Source organism: Lacipirellula limnantheis (genome assembly GCF_007746075.1).
Taxonomy (GTDB): Bacteria; Planctomycetota; Planctomycetia; order Pirellulales; family Lacipirellulaceae; genus Lacipirellula; species Lacipirellula limnantheis.
Window position 1 is genome coordinate 4,386,768 of the sequence record NZ_CP036339.1, and the last position, 26,359, is coordinate 4,413,126.

General features: G+C 61.5%; 22 protein-coding genes. 18 read left to right on the plus strand and 4 right to left on the minus strand.

Annotated elements, in window-relative coordinates:
- Positions 1 to 418 precede the first annotated feature (418 nt).
- Entirely contained in the window at positions 419 to 2,665 is a 2,247-nt protein-coding gene (locus I41_RS16900) for a S9 family peptidase (RefSeq protein WP_145434085.1), read from the minus strand.
- Positions 2,666 to 2,821: 156 nt separating this feature from the next.
- Between I41_RS16900 and I41_RS16905 the strand changes: the two genes are divergently transcribed.
- From I41_RS16905 to I41_RS16925, 5 genes are all read left to right on the plus strand, one after another.
- A complete protein-coding gene (locus I41_RS16905) occupies positions 2,822 to 5,356 on the plus strand; it encodes a ComEC/Rec2 family competence protein (protein WP_145434086.1) in 2,535 nt (844 codons plus the stop codon).
- 331 nt (positions 5,357 to 5,687) lie between these two features.
- A complete protein-coding gene (locus tag I41_RS16910) occupies positions 5,688 to 6,695 on the plus strand; it encodes an acyl-CoA desaturase (protein WP_145434087.1) in 1,008 nt (335 codons plus the stop codon).
- A gap of 738 nt (positions 6,696 to 7,433) precedes the next feature.
- Positions 7,434 to 8,486 (plus strand): IS630 family transposase, encoded by a 1,053-nt coding sequence (locus tag I41_RS16915; protein ID WP_145432224.1) that lies wholly within the window; start codon positions 7,434 to 7,436, stop codon positions 8,484 to 8,486.
- Between the two features lie 459 nt (positions 8,487 to 8,945).
- A complete protein-coding gene (locus I41_RS16920; protein WP_145434088.1) occupies positions 8,946 to 9,287 on the plus strand; it encodes a hypothetical protein in 342 nt (113 codons plus the stop codon).
- Positions 9,288 to 9,552: 265 nt separating this feature from the next.
- Positions 9,553 to 10,041 (plus strand): DUF1648 domain-containing protein, encoded by a 489-nt coding sequence (locus tag I41_RS16925; protein ID WP_145434089.1) that lies wholly within the window; start codon positions 9,553 to 9,555, stop codon positions 10,039 to 10,041.
- A gap of 267 nt (positions 10,042 to 10,308) precedes the next feature.
- On the opposite strand, the gene I41_RS27335 is transcribed toward I41_RS16925, so the two are convergent.
- A complete protein-coding gene (locus I41_RS27335) occupies positions 10,309 to 10,470 on the minus strand; it encodes a hypothetical protein (RefSeq protein ID WP_168206960.1) in 162 nt (53 codons plus the stop codon).
- Between the two features lie 486 nt (positions 10,471 to 10,956).
- Here I41_RS27335 and I41_RS16930 point away from each other — a divergent pair, with 486 nt between their 5' ends.
- The 4 genes from I41_RS16930 to I41_RS16945 all read left to right on the plus strand — a co-directional run bounded on the left by I41_RS16930 (position 10,957) and on the right by I41_RS16945 (position 12,743).
- The gene (locus I41_RS16930; protein WP_145434090.1) at positions 10,957 to 11,355 is read left to right on the plus strand and encodes a hypothetical protein; all 399 of its coding nucleotides are present in this window, start codon (positions 10,957 to 10,959) and stop codon (positions 11,353 to 11,355) included.
- 12 nt (positions 11,356 to 11,367) lie between these two features.
- Complete coding sequence (locus tag I41_RS16935; RefSeq protein ID WP_145434091.1) at positions 11,368 to 11,898, plus strand: ankyrin repeat domain-containing protein; 531 nt, start codon at positions 11,368 to 11,370, stop codon at positions 11,896 to 11,898.
- Between the two features lie 219 nt (positions 11,899 to 12,117).
- Complete coding sequence (locus I41_RS16940) at positions 12,118 to 12,552, plus strand: ankyrin repeat domain-containing protein (RefSeq protein ID WP_168206961.1); 435 nt, start codon at positions 12,118 to 12,120, stop codon at positions 12,550 to 12,552.
- Positions 12,553 to 12,563: 11 nt separating this feature from the next.
- Entirely contained in the window at positions 12,564 to 12,743 is a 180-nt protein-coding gene (locus tag I41_RS16945; protein WP_145434093.1) for a hypothetical protein, read from the plus strand.
- A gap of 80 nt (positions 12,744 to 12,823) precedes the next feature.
- Here the strand turns inward: I41_RS16945 and I41_RS16950 are convergent, their stop codons facing one another.
- Positions 12,824 to 13,018, minus strand: a complete 195-nt coding sequence (locus I41_RS16950; protein ID WP_145434094.1) for a hypothetical protein — start codon at positions 13,016 to 13,018, stop codon at positions 12,824 to 12,826.
- A gap of 325 nt (positions 13,019 to 13,343) precedes the next feature.
- On the opposite strand from I41_RS16950, the gene I41_RS16955 reads away from it, so the two are divergent.
- A complete protein-coding gene (locus tag I41_RS16955; protein ID WP_145434095.1) occupies positions 13,344 to 13,964 on the plus strand; it encodes a hypothetical protein in 621 nt (206 codons plus the stop codon).
- 69 nt (positions 13,965 to 14,033) lie between these two features.
- On the opposite strand, the gene I41_RS16960 is transcribed toward I41_RS16955, so the two are convergent.
- Positions 14,034 to 15,287 (minus strand): DUF7453 family protein, encoded by a 1,254-nt coding sequence (locus tag I41_RS16960; RefSeq protein WP_145434096.1) that lies wholly within the window; start codon positions 15,285 to 15,287, stop codon positions 14,034 to 14,036.
- Between the two features lie 659 nt (positions 15,288 to 15,946).
- Between I41_RS16960 and I41_RS16965 the strand changes: the two genes are divergently transcribed.
- The 8 genes from I41_RS16965 (at position 15,947) to I41_RS17000 (ending at position 26,316) form a co-directional block, all read left to right on the plus strand.
- A complete protein-coding gene (locus I41_RS16965) occupies positions 15,947 to 16,306 on the plus strand; it encodes a hypothetical protein (RefSeq protein ID WP_145434097.1) in 360 nt (119 codons plus the stop codon).
- A gap of 462 nt (positions 16,307 to 16,768) precedes the next feature.
- On the plus strand, positions 16,769 to 17,038 hold the full coding sequence (gene rpsO / locus I41_RS16970) for a 30S ribosomal protein S15 (protein ID WP_145434098.1): 270 nt from the start codon (positions 16,769 to 16,771) through the stop codon (positions 17,036 to 17,038).
- 311 nt (positions 17,039 to 17,349) lie between these two features.
- Positions 17,350 to 19,467, plus strand: a complete 2,118-nt coding sequence (gene pnp / locus I41_RS16975) for a polyribonucleotide nucleotidyltransferase (RefSeq protein WP_145434099.1) — start codon at positions 17,350 to 17,352, stop codon at positions 19,465 to 19,467.
- 125 nt (positions 19,468 to 19,592) lie between these two features.
- Positions 19,593 to 20,324, plus strand: coding sequence for a two-component system sensor histidine kinase NtrB (locus I41_RS16980; RefSeq protein ID WP_145434100.1), 732 nt, complete (start codon positions 19,593 to 19,595; stop codon positions 20,322 to 20,324).
- A 167-nt stretch (positions 20,325 to 20,491) separates the two neighbouring features.
- Entirely contained in the window at positions 20,492 to 21,889 is a 1,398-nt protein-coding gene (locus I41_RS16985; RefSeq protein WP_145434101.1) for a sigma-54-dependent transcriptional regulator, read from the plus strand.
- Positions 21,890 to 21,988: 99 nt separating this feature from the next.
- Positions 21,989 to 23,920, plus strand: coding sequence for a DNA mismatch repair endonuclease MutL (gene mutL, locus I41_RS16990; protein WP_145434102.1), 1,932 nt, complete (start codon positions 21,989 to 21,991; stop codon positions 23,918 to 23,920).
- Between the two features lie 168 nt (positions 23,921 to 24,088).
- Positions 24,089 to 25,714: a shikimate dehydrogenase gene (gene aroE, locus I41_RS16995; protein ID WP_145434103.1), complete on the plus strand. Its 1,626-nt coding sequence runs from the start codon at positions 24,089 to 24,091 to the stop codon at positions 25,712 to 25,714.
- 65 nt (positions 25,715 to 25,779) lie between these two features.
- Entirely contained in the window at positions 25,780 to 26,316 is a 537-nt protein-coding gene (locus I41_RS17000; protein ID WP_168206962.1) for a shikimate kinase, read from the plus strand.
- The last annotated feature ends 43 nt before the right edge of the window (positions 26,317 to 26,359 follow it).

Here is a 26,359-nt window from a genome sequence, read left to right on the forward strand (position 1 = left end):
ATCCTTCGCTTCGCTCTGGATGACGCTTTACTTACTCACCTAAACACCTACTCACCTGACCTCCCTAAACGAAAAAAGCCCCGGGCGTCCTAGGGCGCCCGGGGCTTCGGTTGGTTAGGTGCTTGGCGATGATTCGTTTATGCACAACCTCCGGCCCGACGGCGCCCGTCGGTAAAGCTAAACCAGAAGTAATACAGATACGCATTCATCGCAGTTGCTATTGTCGGCAGAAGATCGAGTTCTAGCAAGAGATTTTCTGCAGAGAATTTATGGTGTCGGGAGCCTTTTGCCACTGGATGCTTTCCACGCAAATCCACGTCCCCAGTGGCAAAAGGCTCCCGACACCTTACTGCTCACTAAGCTAAACAGCCGGACCCCTTGGAGTACCTCGGGTGACTGCTGCTAGCCTTCGTCGACTTTACGCTTCGGCTTCCGCCGGTTGCGCCTCGGGCTTCGGCGGCATCTGTTTCCGATCAGCCTTTAACCCCTCGTCCAACCCCGGCACCTCTTTGGCGCCTGCAGGGACGTGGATCGACGATCCCTCGAAGTCATTGCCGATCGGCTCGTACTTCCCGCCCAAGTTCTCTGCGAGGAACGCCTCCGTCACGGCGTTGAACGACTTGCGGTTCGGCTCCAAGCCGAAGCCGTGGCCTTCATCGGGGTACAGGACGTAGGTCACTGGAATCTTCTTCTCCTCCATCGATTTGACGATCTGGTCGGCCTCGAGCTGCGTCACACGCGGATCGTTGGCGCCCTGGCCGATAAGCAGCGGCTTCTTGATCTGGTCGACCTTCGAGAGGGGCGAACGTTTCAGCAGTTCCGCCTTGCCTTCTTCGGTAGCAACGTCGCCGAGCCGCATCTTCATCTGCGGCATGAACGACGCCCAGTAGGGAGGCACGTTCTCCAACAGCGTCACTAAGCTCGACGGGCCGACGATGTCGACCCCGCAGGCGAACACGTCGGGGGTGAAGGTGAGCCCCACGAGCGTCGCGTAGCCGCCGTAGCTGCCCCCCATGATGGCGACCTTGTCCTTCTGGGCGATCCCCTTCTCGACCGCCCAATTGACGGCGTCGATGAGATCGTCGTGCATCTTGCCAGCCCATTCGTTATTGGCGGCGTTGACGAACGACTTGCCGAAACCGGTCGAGCCGCGGTAGTTCACTGCCAGCACGGCGTAGCCGCGATTGGCAAGCCACTGGTGCTCAGGGTCGAAGCCCCAGGCATCACGCGCCCACGGACCGCCATGCACGTTCAGCACCAGCGGCACCGGCTTATTGGGCACGCCGTCGCCGTCAGGATCGCTCCCGGCGGGCAGCGTGAGATAAGAGACGAGCTCCTTGCCGTCGCGCGTCGGAATCAGCACGGGATGCATCTTCACCAGCGGATAGCCTTCGAGATCGTCGCGGCTGTTGAACAGGAAGTGCGCCTTCCCCTCGCCGCGGTCGTAGCGATAGAACTTCACCGGCCCGTCGTCGAGCATGAACGCCACGGTCCACTGCTGGTCGTCGAGCGTGCGACTGGTGACGATCACTTCGCCGTCTTCGACGGTCTTAAGATAGTCGAGGTCCTTCTTGATCGAGTCGTCGAGAATGTCCCACTCGGTGCGGTCGTAGGTGAAGGCGACGGCCTGGATTGTTTTCTCGGTCGGGTGAACCAGCACCTCGCCAATATCAGCCTTCGGATTCTCGGCGACGAGCTTCTTCTCGTCGGTCTTCAGGTCGATCGAGAAGAGCGCACTCGTGTTGCGATCGCGGCTGTCGAGCAGGTAAAGCACCGTGCCGTCTTTGTTAAAGCCGGCGGGCGAAGTCGACATCGCATCCTCGGGGCCGACCTTCATGAACGTCTTCCACTCGGCAATGCCTTTGTCGCCCGGCTTGCCGGCATCGCCGTCGGCGGGCTCCAGGAGTTCGTTGCCGCCATCCTCCGTGTAGGTGAAGGCGAAACGGACGTTGTAGTCGTCGTCGGTGATGAATGCCGCGTAACCTGGATTCTCTTGAATGAGTTTTCGCTCACCCGTCTTGAGATTGACCCGATAAATGTCATGCAACTGCGGAATCCGGTCGTTTAGGCCGACCAGAATCTCGTCGGGGAACTTTTCGCTGACCCCTTCGATCTGGGCGTGAATTTTTTCCAGCGGCGTCAGGTCGGTCGTTTTGCCCGTGGTGACGTCGGTAGCGTAGACATGCCAATTCTCGTCGCCGGCCTTGTCCTGGCTGTAAAGAATGTGCTCGCCGGTGTACGCCCAGCTGTAGCCGCGGATGTCGCGCGTCTTGTCGTCGGTCACTTGCTTGGCGGCCGACATGTCGTCGATCGGCGCCACGAAGACGTTGAGGATGCCGTCGACGGGGGCGAGATAGCTCATCCACTTGCCGTTGGGGCTGATACGCGCCGACGCCTTTTGCGGATTGCCAAACAATACGCTGCGTGGAATCAACTCATGCTCCTTGGTTGAGGCGCCAGTCTCGGCCGGCGCCGATGCGTTGGCGGCCTGCTCTTCGCTCGGCGGCTTGGCGGCGTCGCCCGCGGCGGGGGCCGAAGCCTCCTCTGCCTTCGCGGCCGGTTCTTCGACGCGCGGCGGAGGTTGGCAGCCGACGGCCGCCGCGATCGCCACGAGGGCGAACAGCCCGCTGGCAACGTTACAGTTTTTCTTGTGAACGAGACCCATCAAACTCGCGCCTCCGGTGCTAAAGCCTTGCGGGGTATTGGGATCAGTGCGCCCGTATTGTTCCGCCAAGCGGGGCGGTCAGCAACCCGCCGGCGAGATTTCGCACCGGATGGTCGCTGCGAGTAGACTAACGCCAGCCGCGAATGGCCTTTTCAAGTGGGTAAAAAGCGGGGGGAAAACGACGTCGCGACCATTGAAACAACGCCGCCGCGGACGCCTTACCGTCCGCTGGCGTGGGTCGCCGTCGCGGCTGGTCTGGGCATCGCCCTCGACCACGCTCTCCATTCGCGGCTGGAGGCGAGTTTGTTCGGCATGTGGTGGGTCGGCGCAGCCGCGGCGCTCGTATGTGCCGAATACGCCGGCCGCCGGCGTCGCGACTCCCTCGCCGCCGCCGCGCTGTTGCTGGCTGTGGGCGGGGCCGGCGCGGCCTGGCACCACCGCTGCTGGAACGAATTTCCCTGGGGCGACCTCGGCCGGTTCGCGCTGGAAGAGTCGCGGCCGACCTGCGTTAGCGGCGTGCTGGCCGAACGCGTCAAGATCTCGCCCCCGGCCGATCGCAGTCCCCTCCGCGCCCTTCCCGCGCAAACCATCAGCGAAACGACGCTGGAGGTGGAGCAGATTCGGGATGGGGCCCGGTGGCGCACCGCTGGCGGACTGACGCGGCTGCGCGTCGCCGGCGAGCTTCGCGGCGTTGCCCTGGGAGATCGCGTCGTCGTTTTCGCTCAACTGGCCAAACCGCTGCCGCCGCTCAATCCGGGCGAGTACGACTGGCAAGCGCATGAGCGCCGCTTCCGTCGCAATAGCGAGCTCTACTGCGACCATGTTCGTTGCGTCACCGTCACCAGCGCCGCTCCAGCGCTCGAATCCGAGAGTTTGCTCGCCGGCCTGCGCGGTTGGTGCGAACGCCAACTCACGGCAAACGTTTCCGCGCGCGACGCTCCGCTGGTGCTGGCGACGCTGCTCGGCGACCAGGAACGGCTCAGCGACTCGACCAAGGATGCCTTTCTCGACACTGGCGCCATTCATTTGCTGGTCGTCTCCGGCGCCCATGTGGCGCTGCTCGCCGGCATCGTTTGGTGGATCGTCCAAGGAACGCCGCTCGGCAACGGCGCGCGGCTCGCGGTGATGCTCCTGACCGTTGGCGTCTATGCCCTGATCGTCGGCCTGCAGCCCTCCGTCACGCGGGCGACGATCCTCACCGTGATGACCGCGGTCGCGCTGCTGACCGGTCGCGCGCCTACGATGGGGAACATCCTCGGCTTGGCCACACTCGCCGTGTTCGCCCTCAACCCTTGCGAACTGTTCAGCAGCGGCACGCAATTCAGCTTTCTCGCCGTGGCGGTGCTGTTTCTCTTGTCGCGATGGAACTGGCGCGGCGAACCGCGCGATCCGCTCCAACGGATGATGATTGCGTACCACTCGTGGCCGCAGCGTATACTTCGCCGCACCGGCCAGGCCCTCCTCGCGATGACTGTCGCGTCCCTCGTCGTCGGCGCCGCGATGGCGCCGCTGGTCGCGTACCACTTCCACGTTGTGACTCCCGCGAGCATCCTGCTCACGCCGCTTGCTGGTCCGTTGATCGCCGTCGCGCTGGCGGCCGGCCTGGGCGTCGTCACGATCGGCTGGCTCCTTCCGCCGGTCGGCGTCGGACTCGGCTGGCTCTGCGATACGTCGCTGCATCTCACGGAACTGCTCGTCCAATTCGCGGCCGAGGTCCCCGGCAGCTTCTACTACACGCCAGGCTTCCCAGGCTGGTGGCTGCTTGCGTGCTACGGTTTTGCAGGGCTGTGGGCCGCGCTTCCGCGCTGGCGCCCCGGCTGGCATTGGCAAGCCTGCGCTGCCCTGATGTGGCTCGCCCTCGGCTACCCATCGATCGGCTTCGGCCGCGTTGCTCCGGAGACGCTGCGCGCCACCTTCCTGGCCATGGGTCATGGCACCTGCACCGTGCTCGAACTTCCCAGCGGGCAGGTCGTTCTGTACGACGCCGGTAGACTCGGCTCGCCCTACACGGCGACTAAATCGATCTCCGCGTTCCTGTGGTCGCGCGGCATCGGCCGCATCGACGCCGTGGTCCTCTCGCACGCCGACATCGACCACTACAACGCTCTGCCGGGGCTGCTCGAGCGGTTCCCCATCGACGTCGTCTACGTCTCGCCCATGATGTTCGATCCCGTCGCGACTGGCGGCGATCTCACCGCGCCGAACTACCTCCGCGACTGCCTGACTGCCGCCGGCATCCCCATGCGCGAAATCTGGATGGGCGACCGCCTTCGCACGGGCGATCCGGGCGTGACGATCGAAGTCCACCACCCGCCGCGCGAGGGGCTCTTCGCCCGCGTTAACGCCAACAGCTTGTTGCTGGCCGTCGAGTACGGCGGCCGCCGCCTCATTCTCCCCAGCGACCTCGAATCCCCCGGTATCGAGCGGGTGATCGCCGATCCGCCGCTCGATTGCGACATCCTGCTCGCGCCCCACCACGGCAGCCCGCTAAGCGACCCGCCCGGCTTTGCCGCCTGGTGCACCCCCGAATGGGTCGTCTTCAGCGGGGGCGACCGCGACCGAACAATGCTGTCGCAGCATTCGTATCAACGCACAGGGGCGCGTGTGCGCCACACCGCAACCAGCGGCGCCATCACCTTCGCGGTTGAGCAGCGAGTCAGGGTCCAATCCGCCACGTTCCGCACGAAGTAACATTCGTTGCCGCAACGGTTTGGCAAGCCATTTGCCTTTTGAGATCGCGTCGCAACAACGCGGCGTTCACGGTCTAGCGTGCGAGAGCTTAATTCCCTATCTTTACGGAGTCCGAATCTGTGGAGGGAACCATAGCTGGGTAAGCCTGCTGTGCCAAACAAGGCGCGCCGTCGTGTCGCAACGGCACAAAGCAGTCGTGTGATCGGCACGCTATCCAGCCAATTTTCGCCACATTTCCCCTCCGCCAGTCTACTGGCCCAGCCTCGATTCCAGTGATTTTAGCGCCACGCTAGAAATTCTCTGTTCCACGATACGAAAGGAATCACCGCCGATGTCCACGGTCACGTCCAAGGGCTCTCACCGACGCGCCAAGCGCGAGCCAGTCGACCCTAATGCCCCCGTGGTCGAAGTGAACGAAACGGCCAGCAACGCGGCCCTCTTGAAAATGGTCTCGTCGTATGTGCGGGCGCGACGCCCCTTCAAGGAATTCGGCTTCAACTGGCCGATCGTTTCTTGGATTGGCATGGTCCATGTCATGGCGGTCGCGGCGCTTTTCTTCTTTAGCTGGCCGGCGTTCATCACCTGCGTCCTCTTGGCATTCATCACTGGCAGCTTTGGCGTCTGCATGGGCTACCACCGGTTGCTCACCCACAAAAGTTTTCAAACCTACCGCCCCGTCCGTTGGCTGCTCGCCTTCCTCGGCGGTCTCTCGGGCGAAGGCTCGGCCCTCACCTGGGTCGCCAACCACCGCAAGCATCACGCCTTCAGCGATCACGAAGGGGACCCCCACTCGCCAACCGACGGCGCCTGGTGGAGCCACGCCTTCTGGTTCATGCCGAACTTCGGCCGCCAGTGGCACGCAGAAATCCTCAACCGCTACGCTCCCGACATGATGAAGGACAAGGTGATGGTCGCCCTCCATTATCTCTTCCTGCCGTCCCACTTGGCGTGCGCTATTGGCCTCTATGTCATGGGATACTTCGGTCCCGAAAGCTGGGGTCTCGGCTCGAACTGGGCCGGCTGGTCGATGGTCTTCTGGGGCCTTGGCATGCGAATGGTCTACGTCCTGCACGTCACCTGGTTCGTCAACTCGGCGACCCACCTCTGGGGCTACCGCAACTACGAAACGACCGACAACAGCCGCAATCTCTGGTGGGTCGGCATCCTCGCCTTCGGCGAAGGTTGGCACAACAACCACCACGCCTACCAACGCGTCGCCCGCCAAGGCCACCGCTGGTGGGAAGTCGACGTCACCTATTGGTGCATCTGGATGATGGAAAAGGTCGGCTTGGCTTGGGACGTCGTGCGTGTGCGGGACATCCCGAAGGCGCGGGCTTAAGCACGCCACGGTAACTTCGCACTAACGCAATTCATGGGGCGGTCCATCTTGAGTGGGCCGCCCCTTTCTATTGGTTAGAGCTCGCTCAAGCGCGCCTGCTTCGACAGGCCGTTATCCCCGGCTCGACTTAGCGCGACGGCCGTCAAGCCGCTCTTTTTGGCCGCCCCTCGGGAGGGGGACTTTTGCTTTTGCGTGCGCGCCGGGGGGGCCCCACTCAAAAGCCGCAAAAGTCTTCTCCTGCGGCGATTGGCATGCGATTTTTTCCTCGGCGTTCGCCGAGTGAAATCGACCTTCCATCCCCCAATTTTGGGCCACGACTTTTGCGTTTTTGAGAAAAAGTTTTCAGACGCAAAACTTGCCAAGCGGATCTTGAGCGAGGCTCGAAGTGCGAGCGCACGTTGGGATTCTAAAATGTCAAAGAGCGGCCTGGCGCGAATCTCGTTGAAGCGCCGCGTCCGTCATCCTGAGTGGAGCGAAGGATCTAGCGTCAGGCATCGCGCACCATATCAGATCCGCTGGTCGAAGCGGGAAACTATTTTTGGCCACCTCGCGTCGCTTGGCGGGGCCATCGGCCACTTTGGTGTTTTGCTTTTCGAGCGATACATTCAAGCTCAATCCCACTCGCGTGAGGGCGAGCAACACAGCTTATACGCGTTCTAATTTGAAGTAGCGCGCCTCCTCTTGCGCCCGCCCAGTTTATCCATCATGCTATCGCAATCCCCTTTTTGAGAGGTTGCGATGGAGGTGAAGGGCCATTTGCCTCAGGCGGAACTCAAGCGTCTGGAACGCGTCGAGAAGGACGCCGACCGCGCCAAACGTCTGCGGATTGTGATTCTGGCGCAGGAGGGATGGACGGCTCCAGCCGTGGCGATGGCCGTGGGCCTGAGTCGCCGCATCTGCCAGCGATGGGTGCGTCGCTACAACGAACAAGGCCTGGCGGGCCTCAACGATCGACGCGGCCGCGAAGAGCGTTTGCCGCTGACGCCCCAACAACAGGACGAAGTTCGTCAGCGTCTCGACGCTGGCCCCACGGCGGAAGACGACGTCTGCTCGCTGCGCGGCAAGGACGTGCAGCGGATTCTGGCGCAGGAGTTCCATCTGCTCCGCTCTTTGGCCGGCGTGTATCACTTGCTACACCGGTTAGGCTACTCGTACCTCCGCCCTCGGCCGCGGCATCGCAAGGCGGACCCCGAAAAGCAAACGGAGTTCCTCCGTCAGTGGCCAGAACGCGTGCAAGCGATTGCCGCGGCGTATCCGACCAAACGTCTGCGGATCTACTTCCAGGACGAATCGCGGTTCGGCCAACAAGGAACGACCACGAACGTCTGGGCCAGGACCGGGTCGCGGCCGACGGCCATTCGTCAGACCGAGTATGAATATCTCTGGGTGCTGGGAGCGGTCTGCCCCGAGACGGGGCATGCCGAAGGGCTGCTCAGCCCGCAGCTCAATGCGAAGATCGTCAATGAGTTCCTCGCCCAGTTCGCTCGGACGATTCCCTCAGGCGAACATGCCGTGATGCTGTGGGACGGGGCCGGCTTTCACATCAGCCGCCAACTCCGCGTTCCCGACAACGTCACCGTCGTCACGCTGCCGGCCTACAGTCCCGAACTCAATCCGATCGAGAATTTATGGCACTATCTCAAGAGCCACTGCTGGAGGAACCGAGCGTACGACAATTACGACGCCCTCGAACAAGCCGCCGTCGACGCCTGGACGAAAGTGGCTCTCGACGCCGAACTCATGAAAACCGTCTGTGCCGCCACTCACCTCGATCGCGCTACTTCAAATTAGAACGCGTATTAATTGTTAGATGCAGCAGGCATGGATCACTATTTGCACCTTGGCGGTTTGGTCGCCGTGGGGTTCACGGAAACAGCCGGATATTTGCTCACCGTAAGCCACTCGGGCCGCGGCGTCTTTGACACAGACAGTTGGCAACGTGTTGCCCGCGATTCCACACTCGCTTATCCCGTGGATGGGCGCGCGATTGGCATCGGACCAATCGCCGGCGATTCAATCCGCGTCGCGCAGCTCGATTCCGAACATCCGATTATCATTTTAAGCCCAGACGGTCGGTACGAACTTCACTGCGAGAGCAGCGGAATTGGCATCGTTAACAAATGCACCTAACAAGTCGCTGCAGTTGCCCCCCGGCAGAACGGTTTTGGCGTTTCTCTCTTCGCGGGCGTATACTGACGCTCGATCCCGTTCGAAGCCTCGGCGGGCAACTGATCTTATTCGTTAGGCGTTATGAGTTCGTCCAACTGGAAGCGCGCATTGCCGTTCGGAATCGTGGGCAGCGTCATTTGTGTAATGCTACTCTGGAGCGCCGCATCGACTTTCAATGAGGCGCGAGTTGCGGCCAAGATGTCTGCGCAGTTGGCTTTGGTCAAGGAAGCCGAAAACTTGCTGGAGGCCTATCGAGCCGAGCATGGACATTACCCGAAATCTCTCGATTCCCTGACGTTCAGCTTTCCGGACGGCGGCGACAGTTCGACGCTTGCGTTGTTGAAATACGAATCCGATAGTGAAAAGTACTCAATCGTCACTAAAATCGACGTCTCCGGCGAAGAGTACCGCGTATCACGTTAAGTTATCGCCCAACAAGTCGCGGCCGTTGACCTGCCGGCCCAACCGCCGCTTTGGCGTTTAGCTTCTCCCCGCGGGTGGCCCCGGATCTTGATCCGGGGCGGCGTAGCCGCAAGAAGCCTCGAAGGGAGACGCACCCAAAGTCCAAGCTTCTTGGCTTCGCCCTCGGTTCCGAGAACCGAGGCCACCCCTGTCTTCCAAGATCACGCCGCAAGCAACGAATTACCGACTTGATCGCTATGCCATTTCGCCAATCAGGCAACTAATCGTGACCAAACTCGCCCCGCTCGCCATCGCCGTCTTCGGCTACGTCGCCTTCCTAGTCGGCATGGTCGCGACCTACGCCCGCCTCCCGGAGCGCGTCGCCTCGCACTTCGGCGCCAACGGCGTCGCCAACGGCTGGATGTCGCGCGACGGCTATGTCTGGTTCATGGTCGGCGCGGTCACCTTCACTTCGCTGCTGCTTGTCGGATTGTGCGGCAGCGTCCGCTTTCTTCCCGCCTCCCTGGTCAACATTCCGCGGCGCGACTACTGGCTCGCCCCCGAGCGCCGCGACGAAACGGGCCGCGTCCTCGCCCGCTTCGGCCTGCTCATGGCCGGACTCGAGTCCCTCTTCTTTCTCGCCATCCACCTGTTGGTCGTCGTCGCGAACGAGTCGAACCCCGTCCGTCTGTCGAACGACGTCTGGTGGCTGCTGGTCGCGTTCCTGGCGGCGACCGGCGGGCTGACGTTCAAACTCTACCGGCGATTCTCCTAAGAACCGACCTGTCTGAACCGGGGGCTAATGTCGTCAAGCAGCGTTGCGGCGGCGGCTGGCGGCGACGGCCGTCGACGCGCTGGTCGCTTCGCTTGCTGTCGCGGGGCTTTCTGTCGTGTCGCTTTCTGTCGCCCTAAGGGCTTTTGGCGACAGCATTCGTAAGTGACGGCTTGTAGAGGACTTAGATCGGTTACAGGAGGCGACAGTGACGGCGGCGCTGTCGTCGCTTCGCTTGCTGTCGTGTCGCATGGTGTCGCGTTAGCGGTTTTAGGCGACAGTTCGGCGCTCGCGCTGGACCGTGCGGATCGAGATGTCGATCCACTCGGTGGCCGCTTCGAGAGAGTGGCTCTCGCGGATCAGCTGGCAGAAATCCACTTTCTTGGCCGGGGCCATGATCCGGCGACGTTCGTGGATCAATGGACTGTTCATTACTTGGTTCCCCCCGGTTCTTGATGCAGCGAGGCTGAAGTCTCTCGCTGAGGCGCAGAGGAACGGAGCGACTGCGCGCATGGGCTGCAATTCTTGCGGGCCATTCTCTGCGCCTCCGCGACTCTGCGTGAGATCTGACGGCTCGCCGCGGAGACGTGGACGGAAGTTCACGTTAGGGAAGTGCGCGGCCAATTTCAACAGAAAAGCGGGCGGAGATATTTGGGGGTCTATAGAGATAATTCGGCGCGGCCACGTTTTCGCGTCCGGGCGGCAATTGGCGAGCGAGGCGCCCTCATCCTCAGCCGCTCTCCCTCGCGGAAACGTGGGGAACGATTTTGGCCAGGACGCATGGCTATGGCGAACTATAACAGCATTGGCGCTCTATTCGGTGCGGCGATATCCTAGCGCATTCCCGGTCGAGTACCCAAATGCAAACGGGCTTTTCTGGACGCTGCCCCTAGACTCAGTTTTTCCGCTGATGAGGCCATGAGCAAAGAAGAATCGGAAGAATTGCCGTCAGGAAAGAAGACAATTCGCACATTTGACGATGACGGCAACCTATCGAGCGAGATGCATTCCTACGGCATGCTCGATATCGCCATGAAGATAGAGTTTTCAGCAGGCCGGAAGACCGAGGAAACTTACTTCGTCAAGAAAAGGCTCACGGGAAGGAAGCGATATGAAAAAGCGCGAATTGCTTACCCTGACATGCCTGCGGCAGATGATGCCTTGATCGACTCTGGTGCGGAACTAATCAAGCTCGTTGGCAAAGAGAAAAAGCAAAAAGCGGCTGCCAACAAGCGGCGTAAGGAGAACCCGCCCTCCGAGGCCCAAATTCAAGAAGCGCAGCGTCAAATTCCGTTCTTTCAAGCCGTCGGGAGCTGAGATCTCGCATCTGTGCGGCACTTTCTCGATGCAGGAGAAGACCCAAACGCGGGCGCCATAGGCTTTGGCACGACGCCCCTTTACAACGCATGCCAGTTCGGATTCGCATTGCCGGAGAACTCGCTTGCCGTAGTCCAACTACTGTTGGCGAGCGGTGCGGATCCAAATCAGCGGATCGACTACGACTCGCCAATCAGCGGACGTTTGGATCGAGGGCTGACGGCGCTGATGTTTGCGGCGACGGCTCATGTCGCGCAGACGCTGTTAGATGCAGGGGCAACCGTTGATGCCACAGACGAACACGGCGTTACGCCTCTCATGCGCGCGGCCGCAAGAGGAGGCGCAGAAGTTGTAAAGTTGTTGATTCAGCGAGGCGCAAATCCGAAGGCAAAAAGCAAGACTGGAACGACGGCCGCTGACTTCGCTCGTTCCAAATTGGAAATGTTTGCGGGGCACGTCGTAGGGCCAGGAGGCGTTGTTGATCAAAAAGTTAAGGACCGAGTTGATGCCTACCAAGCGGTTCTAGATTTGCTGGAAAGTTAGCTAGGGGCTTGTTCCCATAGTCGCTCTGGCGTTTCGCTTTTTCACAATTGCGTGCGGACGACCAATCGCATCAAAGGGAGAGCGAACAACCGAACTTTTACACAGTGCATTCTCGAATACGAATCGCTCATGGGAAAACGGCGCAACCAAAAAGCGTACAATTTAGTGTGCCGCGGAAATCGACGTGCCCTCCGCCACTTGCTCCGCAAACACAGTGACTTGCGAACGTCCAACGATGCGAATTTGGTCTTTGCCGCGATCTGGCACAACCGCGGGATGTTGCGTTGGTTGCTCGAGCACGGCGTTTCGCCCGACTGCCGCCTGGGCGAACTTGGCAATACGCCGTTGATGCAAGCTGCAGCCGACGGCGATCTCTGGGCGATGAAGATGCTGTTGAAATACGGCGCCGACGCCAATGCGATCAATTCCTACTCCGAGAATCCGCTCGGATTTGCCGTCACTTGGGAACAAGCAGAGGCGGTCCGGCTGCTGCTGGCGGCCGGGGCCGACGTGAACAACACCGAAGATTCCGGGCCCGGTCGAACGCAACTAGATTGTGCCGAGCTCTCCCAATGGTCGGAAGGAATCGAAGCGCTACGCAATGCCGGCGGGAAGGGGTTTGTCGAGTTGCCTAGCGACGCTCCTACCGCATAACGAGCCGCGCCATGGATCTTATCGATAGCGCGAGCGACTTTACGCCGAAGGCGTTGCACATCGTAGCCCAGGCGTTGCACATCGTAGCCCCGGGGTTGTTCGCGATTAGCGAACTACCCTGGGTCGCGACGCCGCACGGGAGAAAGGCGGCAGGAACCTTTTACTACGTCATTCGGAAAGGGCGAACGTAGGAACTCCAGCGTCAGTCGATAGCGTGACTTCATGTCTCGCATTCGATCGGCCGGTGCTATGCATGAGAGGGCGAAGCAATTCAAGAGTCCGCGTGCCGCGTGCCGGGCAACTTGCCAAGCGGGCCCGCATAGGCCGTTAGTGTTGCTCCAACGAGCGGCGCTGCGAGCTTGAGCAAAGACATCGTGATCGCAAACGCCGGCGCTGGCTTCTCGTCCGTCCAGACGTAGCGAGCATAGGTAATGAACGTGAGCCCGAAGCCGATCCCGAAGAACACAGCGAAGCTCCAACATAAAATGACAAATGTTCTTCGCGACATGCTACCCGCCTTCGTGAGTAAGCAGCGCTCTCACCGCAGAGTAAACGCCGTGAACGCCAGCGTACTCAGTGCCGAGTACTAGACGAAGTCACAAGAGCGCGCCATCGACATCCCCGCATCATACTTCAAAATACCCGGAAAACCGAGTTGACGGCGCAGACCGTCCCAAACTCCCGGCTCCGTCGTCAGCAAAAACTGATATAGTGGACGTTGTCCGGTTTCTTCCCCAGTCGCACAATCAACTCACTAGCCCTGTCTCAACAACAACTCGATGGCAGACCAAATGAACAAGCCAATCCTTGCCAGTTCCGCCGCGCTGCTTGTTGCGTTCTACATTCCCAACCTACGCGCCTTCGCCGAAGAGGGCGGGAAACTTTCAGCTTGGTCCGTCAAACCGGCCGCGATCGCGCGACTGGCTGAGGAATTCGACGGAGGTTGGTATTCCATACGCCCGCCAAAGGGGTATGTGCAAGCTGAGCTCAGCGACGTCACCGCGTACGATCGCGCGGGCATCAAGGTCGCTGCATGGACTAGAGAAACGGGAGGCTCGGTCAACCCAACGATCACCATCCTCTCATTCCCTAAACCAGCAGGCCCAGGGGAGAGCGACCGCGCGATATTCGAGGGATTTATCCAGTCGTTGACAACAAAATGGCCAGATGCAAAAAGCTCCGAAATCTCGGAAGGACTCTGGAACGGAGATCCGGCGCTGCGGTTTCAATTTTCCGCCACCGGTGAAAACGGCGAGGCGATCCAAGGCGTCGCCGTTTGCTGCGTGGGCGATTCGGGAACCTTCGTGGTGTCCGCCCTATGCGTTGGCGACGCTGGGCCTGGCATCGAGGAACTCGCCATCCTTAAGAACTCGGCGGTTTCGTGTCAGCAAAAGTCTTCGCCGGCGCCGTAGGGGACCCGCTGCACGTGGTATGCTTCTTTGCCGGCAGAGATTGCAGCGGAGAATCAAAGGGGGCAGGACTCATTGTTTTTCGCTCCAATAATGAGTCCCGACCACTTGCCTTTGATCGTTAGCCGCGAGCGGGGTAGCGGAGCGCGCGCTCTGGCGAATGGCGCGTGGTCCCATCGCCGCGATGGCTGCTGCAGCATAGACGCCTAGCAATAAGGTCGTCGGTTCCGGTACGACCCTGGCGACGGTAAGCGTTTGCAAACTGTTCGCGTTTGTGTACCAAAACGCAATGTCTCCCTGATCGTTCAGCCCATGCCCGAAAATCACGCCGAATACCTGCTCGCCGAAGAGCGTATCAAACCGCTTTACGACTTTGTCGTTGACGGGGTCAGGACCCGTGTAAATGCCGTTCTCAATTTCGCTATCAAGCGTTGCCTCGAACGCGACCCTGCCGGCCCCGTTGATGGAGTGACCGAAGAAAGAGGAGAAAGGACCGGAATTGTCGGCCACAGTGATCACCGGACCGCCGCTGCTTGTGTATAGTCCCATGCCGCCGCCATCGGGAGAACCAAGGAAGATGGCCGTGCCATCGTTGTTGAGTACCGGCACTCCCACGTTTTCGAGCGGACCGGTGGCGTCTGCCAAGATCGTCGGTGGTCCGCCGCTGCTTGCGAGGATCGCGTTGCCGCCCAACGCCGGAAACCGAGAAGCGTGGAAGCCGACCGTGCCGGCGTCATTAATAGAAGGATTGCCGAAACCGTAGAAATCGCCGCCATTCGCGATGATCGTGTTCGTGGGCCCGCCGTTGCCCGTGAAGATGCCGCTGCCGCCCGTGTTGTGGATGACGGCCCAGAAAGCGACCGTGCCCGAGTCGTTAATTGAAGGCCTGCCGCCGAATGCGACGGTATCGAAGCTGCGGAACACCGGACCGCTGCTGCTGGCCGTGGCGATCGTGTTCAAGGAGCCGCCCGCAGCCGCATAGATGCCTTCGCTGCCGTCGTCGAGCGCCGCCCAGAATGCGACCGCGCCTGCGGAATTGATCGAGACGTCGCCGAAGTCGCTGAACAACCCGCTCGTCTCGGCCAGCGTGGTAATGACGCCGCCACTGGCAAGAAAAACGCCTTCACCGCCGCCGTCGAGGTCTGCGCGAAAGGCGACGGCGCCCGCGTTGTTAAGCGCCGCCTCGCCGAAATTGCTAAACGGCCCACTCGTGTCAGCGATCTTCAAGAAGTTGTAGGGCTGCGCGGAGGCAGCGGCCGGGGCGAATGCGATGTAGAACGCGCATGCAGCGACGGTTGCAAAAGACCGATGTGAACGAAAACGCATTAGCACGCTCCGTCGAGACGAGAAATCGAAGGCAACCTGAGAACGCCAGTCTACGCTACCTGCCATGGTGAATCGGGTCAACTATTTGGCAGACGAGGAGATCATGCCCCGCCCGCGTTTAGTGGACCAAATCGTTAAGTTAGAGTGGGAGTTGGATGAATCAAAAGAGAATCAAAGGGGGCGGGACTGCTTGTTTTCCGCTTCGTCCCAAAAATTCACCTGCGGCCGGCCCCGAGGTTGCAAGGCCGAAGTTGGCGCCAATCAGCAGGCAGAGGTTTCTGATGCCTTTTCTTATCCAGAGACGTCCGCAATCGCGATGTTGGTTTACCGAGTTACTGCCGAAAGCATCATACAATCGCCTGCTGAAGAATCACTCAATAAATCTTAACCACTAGGAGCACCAAGCCATGATTAGCCGCTTGCTTATGACGCATGCTACTTTGGTCGAATCCCTGAACTGGATCGCCGGCGTCTCCTTGACGCTCTGCCTCGCTTGCTCAGGACACGCCGCCGAAGCGACAAAGGAGTCGCCAAGTAAAGTAGCCGAGTCAATCGCCGGAGATTGGACAGCCGTCCCCGAAGTGCAAGGTTTTTTTGATCGACTTTCCTCAGCGCCGACTTCGCTTGGAGGGGTTGTTGAGCATGTTCACATCGAGCTGATGGAGCCGGAAAAGATAATCGGAGGGTTCAAGGACTTGAAGCTCGGAGAGCAGCGGCTCAAAAAAAGTCTGGCGGATGCGAATCACATCGTCATCGGGGGCGGCCACTTGAGTGGTTCGGTCAAAGAGAGGCCTCTTGCGTATCTCGACGAGCACTTTTTACTGACCCAATGCGACGGCGAGACTTTTATCAGCGCGCTCATCATTGACGCCGCCGAATTCATGCCGCAGCGCATTCACCGCATCCCGGGCAAGAAACGCAGCGACGACGTGCTGATCGTGGAATTCGGATCGGCAACGCACAACCAGATTTGCGTCCTTCGACGCGGGCAGGCGGTCGCTCCAGCGCCGCCGAAGTGATGCTGGGTTGGATGATCGAGCTTGCTCGTCCGTTCCACGTCCGGGGCTGATCTTCTTGTCTTGGCCGCTACGGCAGGCTTTTTTGACGGGAGCACCGCGGGGATGAACCCCGCGGCTCGCGGTGAGGGGCTTGTGTGGGGTTGTCGCAAATCGTCTGAGTGGGCGCCGTGGGCGACGCATTTCCGCAGATTTTTGCCGAACGGGCGGCTGTAGTCGCCTTGGTCAGGTGCAGTTGCGTTGGGCGCATGCATCTGTACATTAGTGGGGATCGTTACCAGTTTTTATCACAGTGTCTTGTTGTAGGAAGAGTTGTAGCAGTCTCGCCCAGCACGAGTTTTGCCGTTTGCATCGCCGGAAGCGACTGCGAGCGGGGTCGCCGCCTTTGGAGGGTCTCCGAGGAGCTCGGTGCGACGAACTCGGCCCAGGCCGGCGCTAGAGCGACAGAACACGCGGAAAGAAAAGATGTCAGTCACGAAAGAACGTAAGAGCGAGTTGATTCAGGAATTTGGACGTGCGGGAGCCGACACGGGTTCGCCGGAAGTGCAGGTCTCGATCCTGACGACCCGCATTGCGGAAATGACCAAGCATCTGCAGCTTCACAAGAAGGATTACGCCAGCCGCCGGGGCTTGCTCGGCATGGTGAGCCGACGCCGTCGGTTGCTCGATTACGTGAAGCGGACCAATCCGCAAAAGTATCTCGATCTGTTGCAGCGTCTGGATATCCGCAAGTAACGCGGTTGCCGAAGCGAGTGAGCGTCGCCCTCCGGCAAGCTCGCCGGGCTTGGCTTCGCGAACTTCTCTGTGACTGCGCCCGTTGCGGGGGCCAACGAGTCGAACATCGGCGGCACGCGCCGGGCCGCGTCTAGCGGCGGCGGTAGGCTCGCACGTCTGGCGACTGGTCTGCCGAGCGATGCACACGGGCGTCGGGGTGATGCCCACGGGCGTCTGGGCCGCCGCTGGAAGCGGGTCTTTGCGGTCGGCCGTCGCTCGCCCATGCGAGAGTGCTGGCAACTCAGCCACGAAAAAAGTTAGGAAGCAAGAAATTGAAGCGAATCAAAGTTGAAAAGCAAATCGGTCAGTACATCTTCTCCATTGAAACAGGCGCCCTCGCCAAACAAGCGGCCGGCGCCGTCACCGTTCAATACGGGGACACCGTGGTCCTCGTCGCCGCCGCCACCGACAAGCCGCGGCCGGGCATCGACTTCTTCCCGCTGACCTGCGATTACCGCGAGCGCGTCGCCGCCGCCGGTAAGTTCCCCGGCGGCTTTATCAAGCGTGAAGGCCGGCCGACGACCAAGGAAACGCTGACCGCGCGGTTGATGGACCGTCCGATCCGGCCGCTGTTTCCGGAAGGGTTCAACGACGAAGTTCAGATCCAAGCCTTCGTGATGTCGAGCGATCGGCAGACCGACGGCGACGTGCTGGCGATGAACGGGGCCGCCGCGGCGCTGGGCATTTCCGAACTGCCGTTTGACGGACCGCTCGGTTCGGTGCGCCTGGGCCAGATCGACGGCAAGTTCGTGCCGTTCCCGACGCAGGACGAGCTAGAGGCGAGCACGCTCGACCTGATCATCTCGGGCACCAAAGACGCCGTGCTCATGATCGAAGGTTTCGGCCGCGAGTTGCCCGAAGACGAAATGGTCGACGCCATCCTCACGGCTCACGGGTACGTGAAGGAACTTTGCGACCTGCAGCAGGAGCTGATCGACAAGATCGGCAAGGCGAAGAAGGCGTTCACGCTGCCGGTGAACGACGGTTGTTACGACGCCCTGAAGAACGGCTTCTACGATCAGGCGCGTCAGGCGAAGCAGACCCCCGGCAAGCATGACCGCGCCGACGCGATGCGGGCCGTGAAGGAGCAGGCGAAGGCCGCGCTGATTCCCGATCCGACCGCCGACGGGGCCTACAGCGACGCCTCGTTCTCGAAGGCGTGGCACGACCTGGAAGCGAAGATCGTTCGCGACTTGATCCTTGACGGCACCCGCGCTGACGGTCGCGACTACAAGACGCTGCGGGCGATTGAGTGCGAAGTCGATCTGTTGCCGCGCGTCCACGGTTCGGCCTTGTTCCAACGGGGCGAAACGCAGGCTTTGATCACGATCACCCTCGGCACTGGCCGCGACGAGCAGCGAGTCGACGGGCTGTTCGACGAGTTCTCGAAGCGGTTCATGCTCGATTACAACTTCCCGTCGTTCTCGGTCGGCGAGTGCCGTCCGATTCGCGGTCCGGGGCGGCGTGAAATTGGCCACGGCGCCTTGGCCGAGCGGAGCGTTAATCCGATTCTTCCTGACCACGACGAGTTTCCGTACACGATCCGCGTGATTTCGGACATTCTGGAATCAAACGGCTCGAGCTCAATGGCCTCGGTCTGCGGCGCCACGCTCGGTCTGATGGCCGCCGGCGTGCCGATCACGAATCCGGTCGCCGGCATCTCGGTCGGCCTGGTGAAGGATGGCGAGAAGTGGGTCCTGCTGACCGACATCATCGGCGACGAGGATCACTACGGCGACATGGACTTCAAGATTGCCGGCACGCAGAACGGCATCACGGGCATCCAGCTCGACCTGAAGATCAACGGCATCAGCGAAGAGATCATCCGCGCCACGCTCGCTCAGTCGCGCGAAGCTCGGATCGAAATCTTGCGTAACATGCTCTCGGCGATTCCTCGGCCTCGCGCCGGCGTCGCCGAATCGGCGCCGCGGCTGTTCCGGACGCAGATCAGCCCCGACAAGATTGGTTTGCTCATTGGCCCCGGCGGCAAGACGATCCGCGGCATCCAGGAAGATACGGGCGTCACGATCGACGTCGAAGAGGACGGCACCGTCACGATCGCCGGCAGCGACGAAGCGACCGCCAAGGCAGGCTTGGCTCGCGTCGAAGCCCTCACCGCGAGCGTCCAGGTTGGCCGCATCTACGACGGCGTCGTCACCAGCGTCAAGGATTTCGGCGCTTTCGTCGAGATCCTGCCGGGCCGCGACGGCCTGTGCCACATCAGCGAACTGGCTGATGGTTACGTCGCGTCGGTGGGCGACGTCTGCAAGGTCGGCGATCACATGAAGGTGAAGGTGATTGCCGTCGACGAGCAGGATCGCGTCAAGCTGAGCCGCAAGGTCGCGATGCGCGAGCTGGCCGAATCGGAAACCGAGACGGTCGAAGCTTAAACTTCGCCGACTCGCGACAAATTGTTTGGTACGTGCCTGCGGGGTCCCCTTGGGGGCCCCGCAGCTTTGCGCTGAGCGATGATGAACGTCGTTGAAAGCCGACGGCTCGGCCGTTGGCTACTGTCATGCTGAAACCTGAACCTACCTCTGACCAGTACGAGCGGCTCATCGCCCAGTACGCGGAGATGGCGCAGCTGGCCGGTGCGCTGGCCCACGAGATCAAGAATCCGCTGTCGACCATTCGGCTAAACATGGAGCTGCTCGCCGAAGATCTTGCCGAGCCGCTCACGCCGGCCCAACGCCGCGCGGCGAAGCGAATCGACGTGATGCAGCGAGAATGCCAACGGCTGCAGGATTTGCTCGACGACTTTCTGAATTTCGCCAAAATCCGCAAGCTTCACCGCCAATCGACCGACCTCAACGCCGAGATCGCCGAGACGCTCGACTTTTTCGCCCCTGAAGCGGCCGCGGCAAACGTCGAGATCATTCGCTACCTCGACCCCGATTTGCCGCGGGTGATGCTCGACGCCGAGGCGTTCCGCAGCGCGCTGATCAATCTGCTGCTCAACGCCAAGCAAGCGATGCCGAAGGGAGGACAGCTCGTCGTGCGCACCACGACCGTTGGCGGCAACGTGGTCATTCACCTCATTGACACGGGGATTGGCATCGACGATTACACCGCCGCCCACATGTTTGAAGCCTTCTTTTCCACGAAGCCAGGCGGGTCGGGCCTGGGCTTGCCGACGACGATCAAGATCATCGAAGCGCACGGCGGCCGGATCCATGTGCAAAGCCAGGTCGGTCGGGGGACGCAGTTCACCATCGAACTGCCGGCGCCGCCGCGACTGAGCGGGTAAATGGAACCGCAGATAAACGCCGATGGACGCAGATGAATTTTATTGGCGTTTATCTGCGTTCATCGGCGGTTTCCAAGTTCCCGTTTTTCTTGGCGAACCTTGGCGTCCTTGGCGGTTGGTTTTCTTCCCCTTTTTCAGCTACGCCGGCCCCCGTATCATCGGTAACTATGTCCTCGCCCACCGCCGCCAAAGCTGGTCCGCCGATCAAGGTGCTCGTCGTCGATGACGAGGCGGCGCACGCCGAGGCCGTGGCCGATAGCCTGGCGCGCGTCGGCTACGACTGTACGGTGGCCACCAGCGGCGCCGAGGGGATGGCGATGCTGGCGCGCGACGCGTTCGAGGTGATCGTCACCGATCTGCGGATGAAGGATTCGACGGGGCTGGAGCTGCTCGCCAAGTCGAAGGAGCTGCTGCCCGACGCCGAGGTGATCCTGGTCACCGGCCACGGCACGGTCCAATCGGCCGTCGAGGCGATGCAGCAGGGCGCCTTCAATTATCTGCTCAAGCCGCTCGATTTGAAGCAGCTGCGCTCGGTGGTCGACAGCGCGTCGCGGACGCAGCATCTGCGGCGGGCGAACGCCGAGCTCAATCGACGGCTCGACGAGAAATTCGGTTTCGAAGGGGTGATCGGCAACAGCCCGCAGATGCACGACGTGGTGACGCGGCTGCAACGGATCGCGCCGACCGACGCCACCGTGCTGATTCAGGGCGAGACCGGCACGGGGAAGGAACTGGTCGCCCAGGCGATCCATCAGAACAGCCCGCGCAAGAACCGACCGTTCGTGGCGCTTAACTGCGCGGCCCTCAGCGAGAACATCCTCGAGAGCGAGCTCTTCGGGCACATCCGCGGGGCGTTCACTGATGCGAGCGCCGACCGCGTCGGCAAGTTTGAATACGCCACCGGCGGCACGCTCTTCCTGGATGAAGTCGGCGACATGCCGCTGCCGACGCAAATCAAGCTGTTGCGCGTGCTGGAGAGCGGCGAGATCACGCGGGTGGGTTCCAACGAGCAAATCAAAGTGAACGTCCGCATCTTATCGGCGACGAACCGCGATCTCGAGGAAGCGATTCGCAGCGGGACGTTCCGCGAGGACCTGTATCATCGCCTCAAAGTCCTTACCGTGCGGCTGCCGCGGCTGAGCGAGCGGGCAGCCGATATTCCGCTCTTGATCGAGCACTTCATCCAACTGCACAGCGCACGGCATCGCAAGAAGATCAAGAGCATGACGACGGCCGCGCGTCGGCGGTTGATGGCGTTCAATTGGCCGGGGAATGTGCGGCAACTCAAGAATGCGATCGAGAGCATGGTGGTCGTCGACTTCGACGAGGTCCTCGACGTCGACGACCTGCCGCCCGAATTGCTCACTCCCGGCGAACAACCGGAACCGGTTGGCGCCAGCGCCGGGCTGGCCGACCTGGTTGGCCGACCGATGGCGGAACTTGAAGGATTGTTCATCGCCGAGACGCTCAAATCGACCGGCGGGAATCGCGAAGAAGCGGCGCAGATGCTCGGCATCGGCGAGCGGACGTTGTATCGGAAGATTAAAGAGTTTGGATTGAATTAAGGAAGCATGTCAGTTGTCAGTGGTCCGTTGTCAGTTGCAAAACGCTGGTGACACTTCTCCAGCAACTGACGACGGACCACCGACCACGGACGAGATTTCATGCCCACCATTCGCCAACTGCCGCCGAGCGTCGTCAACAAGATCGCCGCCGGAGAGGTCATCGAGCGGCCGGCGAGCGTGGTGAAGGAACTGGTGGAGAACTCGCTCGACGCCGGCGCGCGGCGGATCGACGTGACGGTGGAGCAGGGGGGAACCGAGCTGATCCGCGTCGTCGACGACGGTTGCGGCGTCGCCCCCGAACAGCTGGAACTGGCCCTGGCGAGTCACGCGACCAGCAAAATCGTCGACGCCGACGACCTGTTTTGCGTTGCCACGCTCGGTTTTCGCGGCGAAGCGCTCGCGTCGATCGCGGCCGTCAGTCGACTTTCGTTTCGCAGTCGTCCGATCGACGCCCCGATTGCGACTGAACTTGAAGTCGTCGGCGGCGCCGCGGAACCGCTGCGCCCCGTCGGCGGCCCCTGCGGGACGACGGTTGAAGTGCGCCACCTCTTCTTCAACACCCCGGTGCGGCAGAAGTTCTTGCGCACGACGCAGACCGAGATGGGCCATCTCACCGAGGCGCTCGCGCGGTTGGCGCTCGCCCACCCGCGCGTCCATTTCACATTGCAGCACGGCGGCCGGCTGATCCATGATCTCCCGCCGGGGGACTCCCGGCAGCGCATCGCCGCCCTGTGCGGGCAGGAACTGGCCGACGGCTTGATCCACATCGAGAGCGATGACGACGGCATTCAGCTGACGGGCGACGTCGCCAATCCGTCGCATAGCCGGCCAAACAACCGGATGCAGTACTTGTTTCTGAACGGTCGATTCATTCGCGACCGCTCGCTGCAACATGCCCTCGGCGAAGCCTATCGCGGGCTGCTACTGACGGGGCGCTTCCCGGTTTGCTTTCTCCATTTGCAAATGCCGGCGGCGGCCGTCGACGTCAACGTTCATCCCACGAAGCTCGAAGTCCGCTTCCAAGACGGCGGCCGCGTTTATAGTCAGCTGCTGAGCACGCTGCGGACGAAGTTCCTCTCGACGGACCTCATTGCCCGTGCGTCGTCAGCGCCGGCGGGAAGCGCGGCCGACGATGAAATCTTGGCCGCGACGCCGGCAGCGTCACAGGGGCTATGGGACTGGGCTAAACGACAACTCGGCCCCGCCACCGGGGACGGGCGCGTTCCTGAGTTCGTTCCGTTCGCCGATCGCGATCAGCGCGACGCCTTGCGGTTGCACCGCGTTGATCTCCCACCGCTGGTCGGCCGCACTCCATCGGCAGCGTCGTCGCGCGAAGCCAACATCATTCCCAATGACCAAGGCGGCGACCTAGAATCCACGACAAGCGATCGGACCGCTGACTATGCCTCCGCTGCGGCCGAGCGACTCGATCGACCGCACGGCGCCCCGCAAGCGCATGGCTCGCCGCGAGCACTACAAATCCACAATCGTTACCTCGTTACGGAGACTGACGAAGGGCTGGAAGTGATCGATCAGCACGCCCTTCATGAACGGATTCTCTACGAAACGCTGCGGGAGCGCGTCCTCGCCGGCGCCGTGGAGAGCCAACGGCTGCTCGTGCCCGAGCCCGTGGACCTTGCCGCGAGCGAAGCGGCGGCCGCCGTCGAGAATCGCGCGGTACTGGCACAACTGGGCATGGAGGTGGAAGCATTTGGCGGCGAGACTGTGCTCGTTTCGGCCTATCCGGCGATGCTCGCAAACCTGCCGCCAGCGGAAGTTCTGCGGAGTCTGGTGGATCAGCTACTCGCCGGCGGGAAACAGCCTGAATCTCGCGATATCCTCGATGAACTGCTGCACATGATCGCCTGCAAGGCGGCGGTGAAATACGGCGACCGGCTGACTCCTCAGGAAATCGACGCCCTGCTGGAACAACGCGGGCTGGCTCAGGACCACCATCATTGTCCCCATGGCCGGCCCACCGCTCTGATTTTCACCCGCGAACAGCTCGATCGACAGTTCAAACGGATTTGATCGTGCGGGCCGATTGGTTCACAATGGACCGGCTATGGCCCGCGCCGCGAATGCGTCGTTCTGAGCCGAGCGGAGAATCTGGCCCCCTACTGACGCTAGATCCTTCGCTTCGCTCAGGATGACGAGGACGGGCCATCCCCCCCAGCAGTCCGACATTAGAGCCCCCATATGATTTGCGTCGCCATTGGTCGTAGCCGCCACAAACATATCATGGCCGAGCATCAGCATCTGGCTGAGCAGGGCGCCAAGATGGTCGAGCTGCGCCTCGATTACGTCGCCGGCAAAGTGAACATCCGCCGGCTCATGGCCGGCCGGCCCGAAGGGTGCCAGGTAATCATCACCTGTCGCCGGAAAGAAGATGGCGGCAAGTGGCCTGGTTCTGAAGAGGCAAGGCTGCTGCTGCTCCGCGAAGCGATCGCCGAAGGGGTCGACTACGTCGACTTGGAAGAAGACGTCGCCGGGCAGATTCCGCGCTTCGGTCGCACGAAGCGCATCGTCAGTTACCACAATTTTCGCAAGACGCCCGATGACCTCCGCGAGCTGCACGCGCGGATGTCGGAACTTAATCCCGACGTGATCAAGCTCGCCACGATGGCGAACGATCCGCACGACAACCTGCGGATGCTGGAGATGATGCAGGAGAGCGAGATCCCGACAGTCGGCATGTGCATGGGCGACATCGGCACGCCGTCGCGGATTCTTGCGGGCAAGTTCGGGGCGCCCTTCACTTACGCGACGTTCCACCACGAACGCACGCTCGCTCCGGGTCAGCTCAGCTTCAAGCAGATGACAGAGATCTACAATTACGAGCGGATCGGCCCCAACACGACCGTCTACGGCGTCATCGCCGACCCGGTCGGCCACAGTCTCAGCCCGCATGTGCACAACGCGGCGTTTCAGGCGCTGGGGATTGACGCCGTCTACGTACCCTTCCGCGTGCCGGCCGATGCACTGTCGCGGTTCATGGAGGACGCGACGCGGCTGGGCATCAGGGGACTGAGCGTCACGATTCCGCACAAGGAACAAATTGCCCGGAGCCTCACGAAGGTCGACCCGGCGGTGAAGAGCATCGCCGCGGTAAATACGGCGATCTTCGACGGTCCCGAGATTGTGGGCTACAACACCGACTACAACGCGGCGATGGACTGCCTGGAGATGGCGCTGGGGGAGATCGGGGCCGATCCGAGTCCGCTCAAAGGAAAGCGCGTGCTCGTGCTGGGGGCCGGCGGCGTGGCGCGGCCGATCGTTTTCGGGCTGCGGAAGCGCGGAGCGGCGATCACGATCGCTTCGCGGACGCTGCCGCGGGCGGAGCGTCTCGCCAATGCGTTTGAAGCGAAGGCGATCGACTGGGAAGCGCGTCATCGCGGGACCTACGAGGTGATCGTCAACTGTACGCCGATCGGCATGCATCCCAACGTCGACGAGTCGCCGATTCAGAAGACGTTTTTGAAGCCGGCCATGCTGGTGTTCGACACGGTCTACAATCCCGAATCAACGCTGCTGATCAAGGACGCCCGGTCGCGCAATTGTGCCACGATCACGGGGGTCGAGATGTTCGTCCGGCAGGCGCAGCTGCAGTTCTTCCTGTTTACCCGACAGGAAGCCCCCGCTGAACTGATGCGCGACGTCCTGAAGCGAGCGATCGGGCCGGTGAAGTTTTTTCCGCCTTCGCCTCCGGAGAAAGAGGAGGATATTGATTTGCCCACGGAAGAACTGAAGGACGGTGAAGCGCCAACTGACGAAGAAAGGCGACGTGACAGACCTGGCCCACCCGATGGTACAGACGATGAATGACGGTTCAATCGGCTCGCAGGCGTGACTGTCATCAGATTGCCTCTCTTGTTCAATCGATTCTCATCATGGAAGTCAACTCGATCGCCCTGATCGGCTATCGCGGCAGCGGCAAGACGGCCGTTGCTCAGGCCCTGGCCGCGCGCCTCGGGTGGGATTGGGTCGACGCCGACGTGGAGGTGGAGCTTCGCGCCGGCAAGTCGATCGCGGCTATTTTCGCCGAGGACGGCGAGACTCGCTTCCGTGACCTCGAGGCGATCGTCGTCGACCTGCTCGCGCTACGGCAACGGACCGTACTTGCGCTGGGCGGCGGCGCCATCCTGCGCGAGGTGAACCGCAAGGCAATCCGCCGCTGCGGGGCGGTCGTCTGGTTGCAAGCGTCGGTCACGACTTTGGAACGTCGCATCGCCGCTGACCCGTCGACGGCGGCCCGTCGCCCGAATCTCACGGCAAGCGGGGGGCCGGCCGAGATTCCCCGCCTTTTGGCCGAGCGGACGCCCCATTATCGGGCGTGTGCTACGCTTGAGGTCGATACCGAAGGAAAGACTCCGAGCGATATTGCCGACGAGATCGTCGCTGCACTTGGCCTGCCTTCACGTCGGTAAAGTTCAGGGAAGACATTTAACACAGAGAGCACAGAGGACACAG

Coding starts and splice junctions, on each gene's coding strand:
- I41_RS16910 (WP_145434087.1), top strand. CDS start 5,688: ATGTCCACGGTCACGTCCAAGGGCTCTCACCGACGCGCCAAGCGCGAG.
- I41_RS16930 (WP_145434090.1), top strand. CDS start 10,957: ATGAGCAAAGAAGAATCGGAAGAATTGCCGTCAGGAAAGAAGACAATT.
- I41_RS16900 (WP_145434085.1), bottom strand. CDS start 2,665: ATGGGTCTCGTTCACAAGAAAAACTGTAACGTTGCCAGCGGGCTGTTC.
- I41_RS16960 (WP_145434096.1), bottom strand. CDS start 15,287: ATGCGTTTTCGTTCACATCGGTCTTTTGCAACCGTCGCTGCATGCGCG.
- I41_RS16955 (WP_145434095.1), top strand. CDS start 13,344: ATGAACAAGCCAATCCTTGCCAGTTCCGCCGCGCTGCTTGTTGCGTTC.
- aroE (WP_145434103.1), top strand. CDS start 24,089: ATGATTTGCGTCGCCATTGGTCGTAGCCGCCACAAACATATCATGGCC.
- I41_RS27335 (WP_168206960.1), bottom strand. CDS start 10,470: ATGAACAGTCCATTGATCCACGAACGTCGCCGGATCATGGCCCCGGCC.
- I41_RS16915 (WP_145432224.1), top strand. CDS start 7,434: ATGGAGGTGAAGGGCCATTTGCCTCAGGCGGAACTCAAGCGTCTGGAA.
- I41_RS16985 (WP_145434101.1), top strand. CDS start 20,492: ATGTCCTCGCCCACCGCCGCCAAAGCTGGTCCGCCGATCAAGGTGCTC.
- I41_RS16920 (WP_145434088.1), top strand. CDS start 8,946: ATGAGTTCGTCCAACTGGAAGCGCGCATTGCCGTTCGGAATCGTGGGC.
- mutL (WP_145434102.1), top strand. CDS start 21,989: ATGCCCACCATTCGCCAACTGCCGCCGAGCGTCGTCAACAAGATCGCC.
- rpsO (WP_145434098.1), top strand. CDS start 16,769: ATGTCAGTCACGAAAGAACGTAAGAGCGAGTTGATTCAGGAATTTGGA.
- I41_RS16980 (WP_145434100.1), top strand. CDS start 19,593: ATGCTGAAACCTGAACCTACCTCTGACCAGTACGAGCGGCTCATCGCC.
- I41_RS16965 (WP_145434097.1), top strand. CDS start 15,947: ATGGAGCCGGAAAAGATAATCGGAGGGTTCAAGGACTTGAAGCTCGGA.
- I41_RS17000 (WP_168206962.1), top strand. CDS start 25,780: ATGGAAGTCAACTCGATCGCCCTGATCGGCTATCGCGGCAGCGGCAAG.
- I41_RS16945 (WP_145434093.1), top strand. CDS start 12,564: ATGGATCTTATCGATAGCGCGAGCGACTTTACGCCGAAGGCGTTGCAC.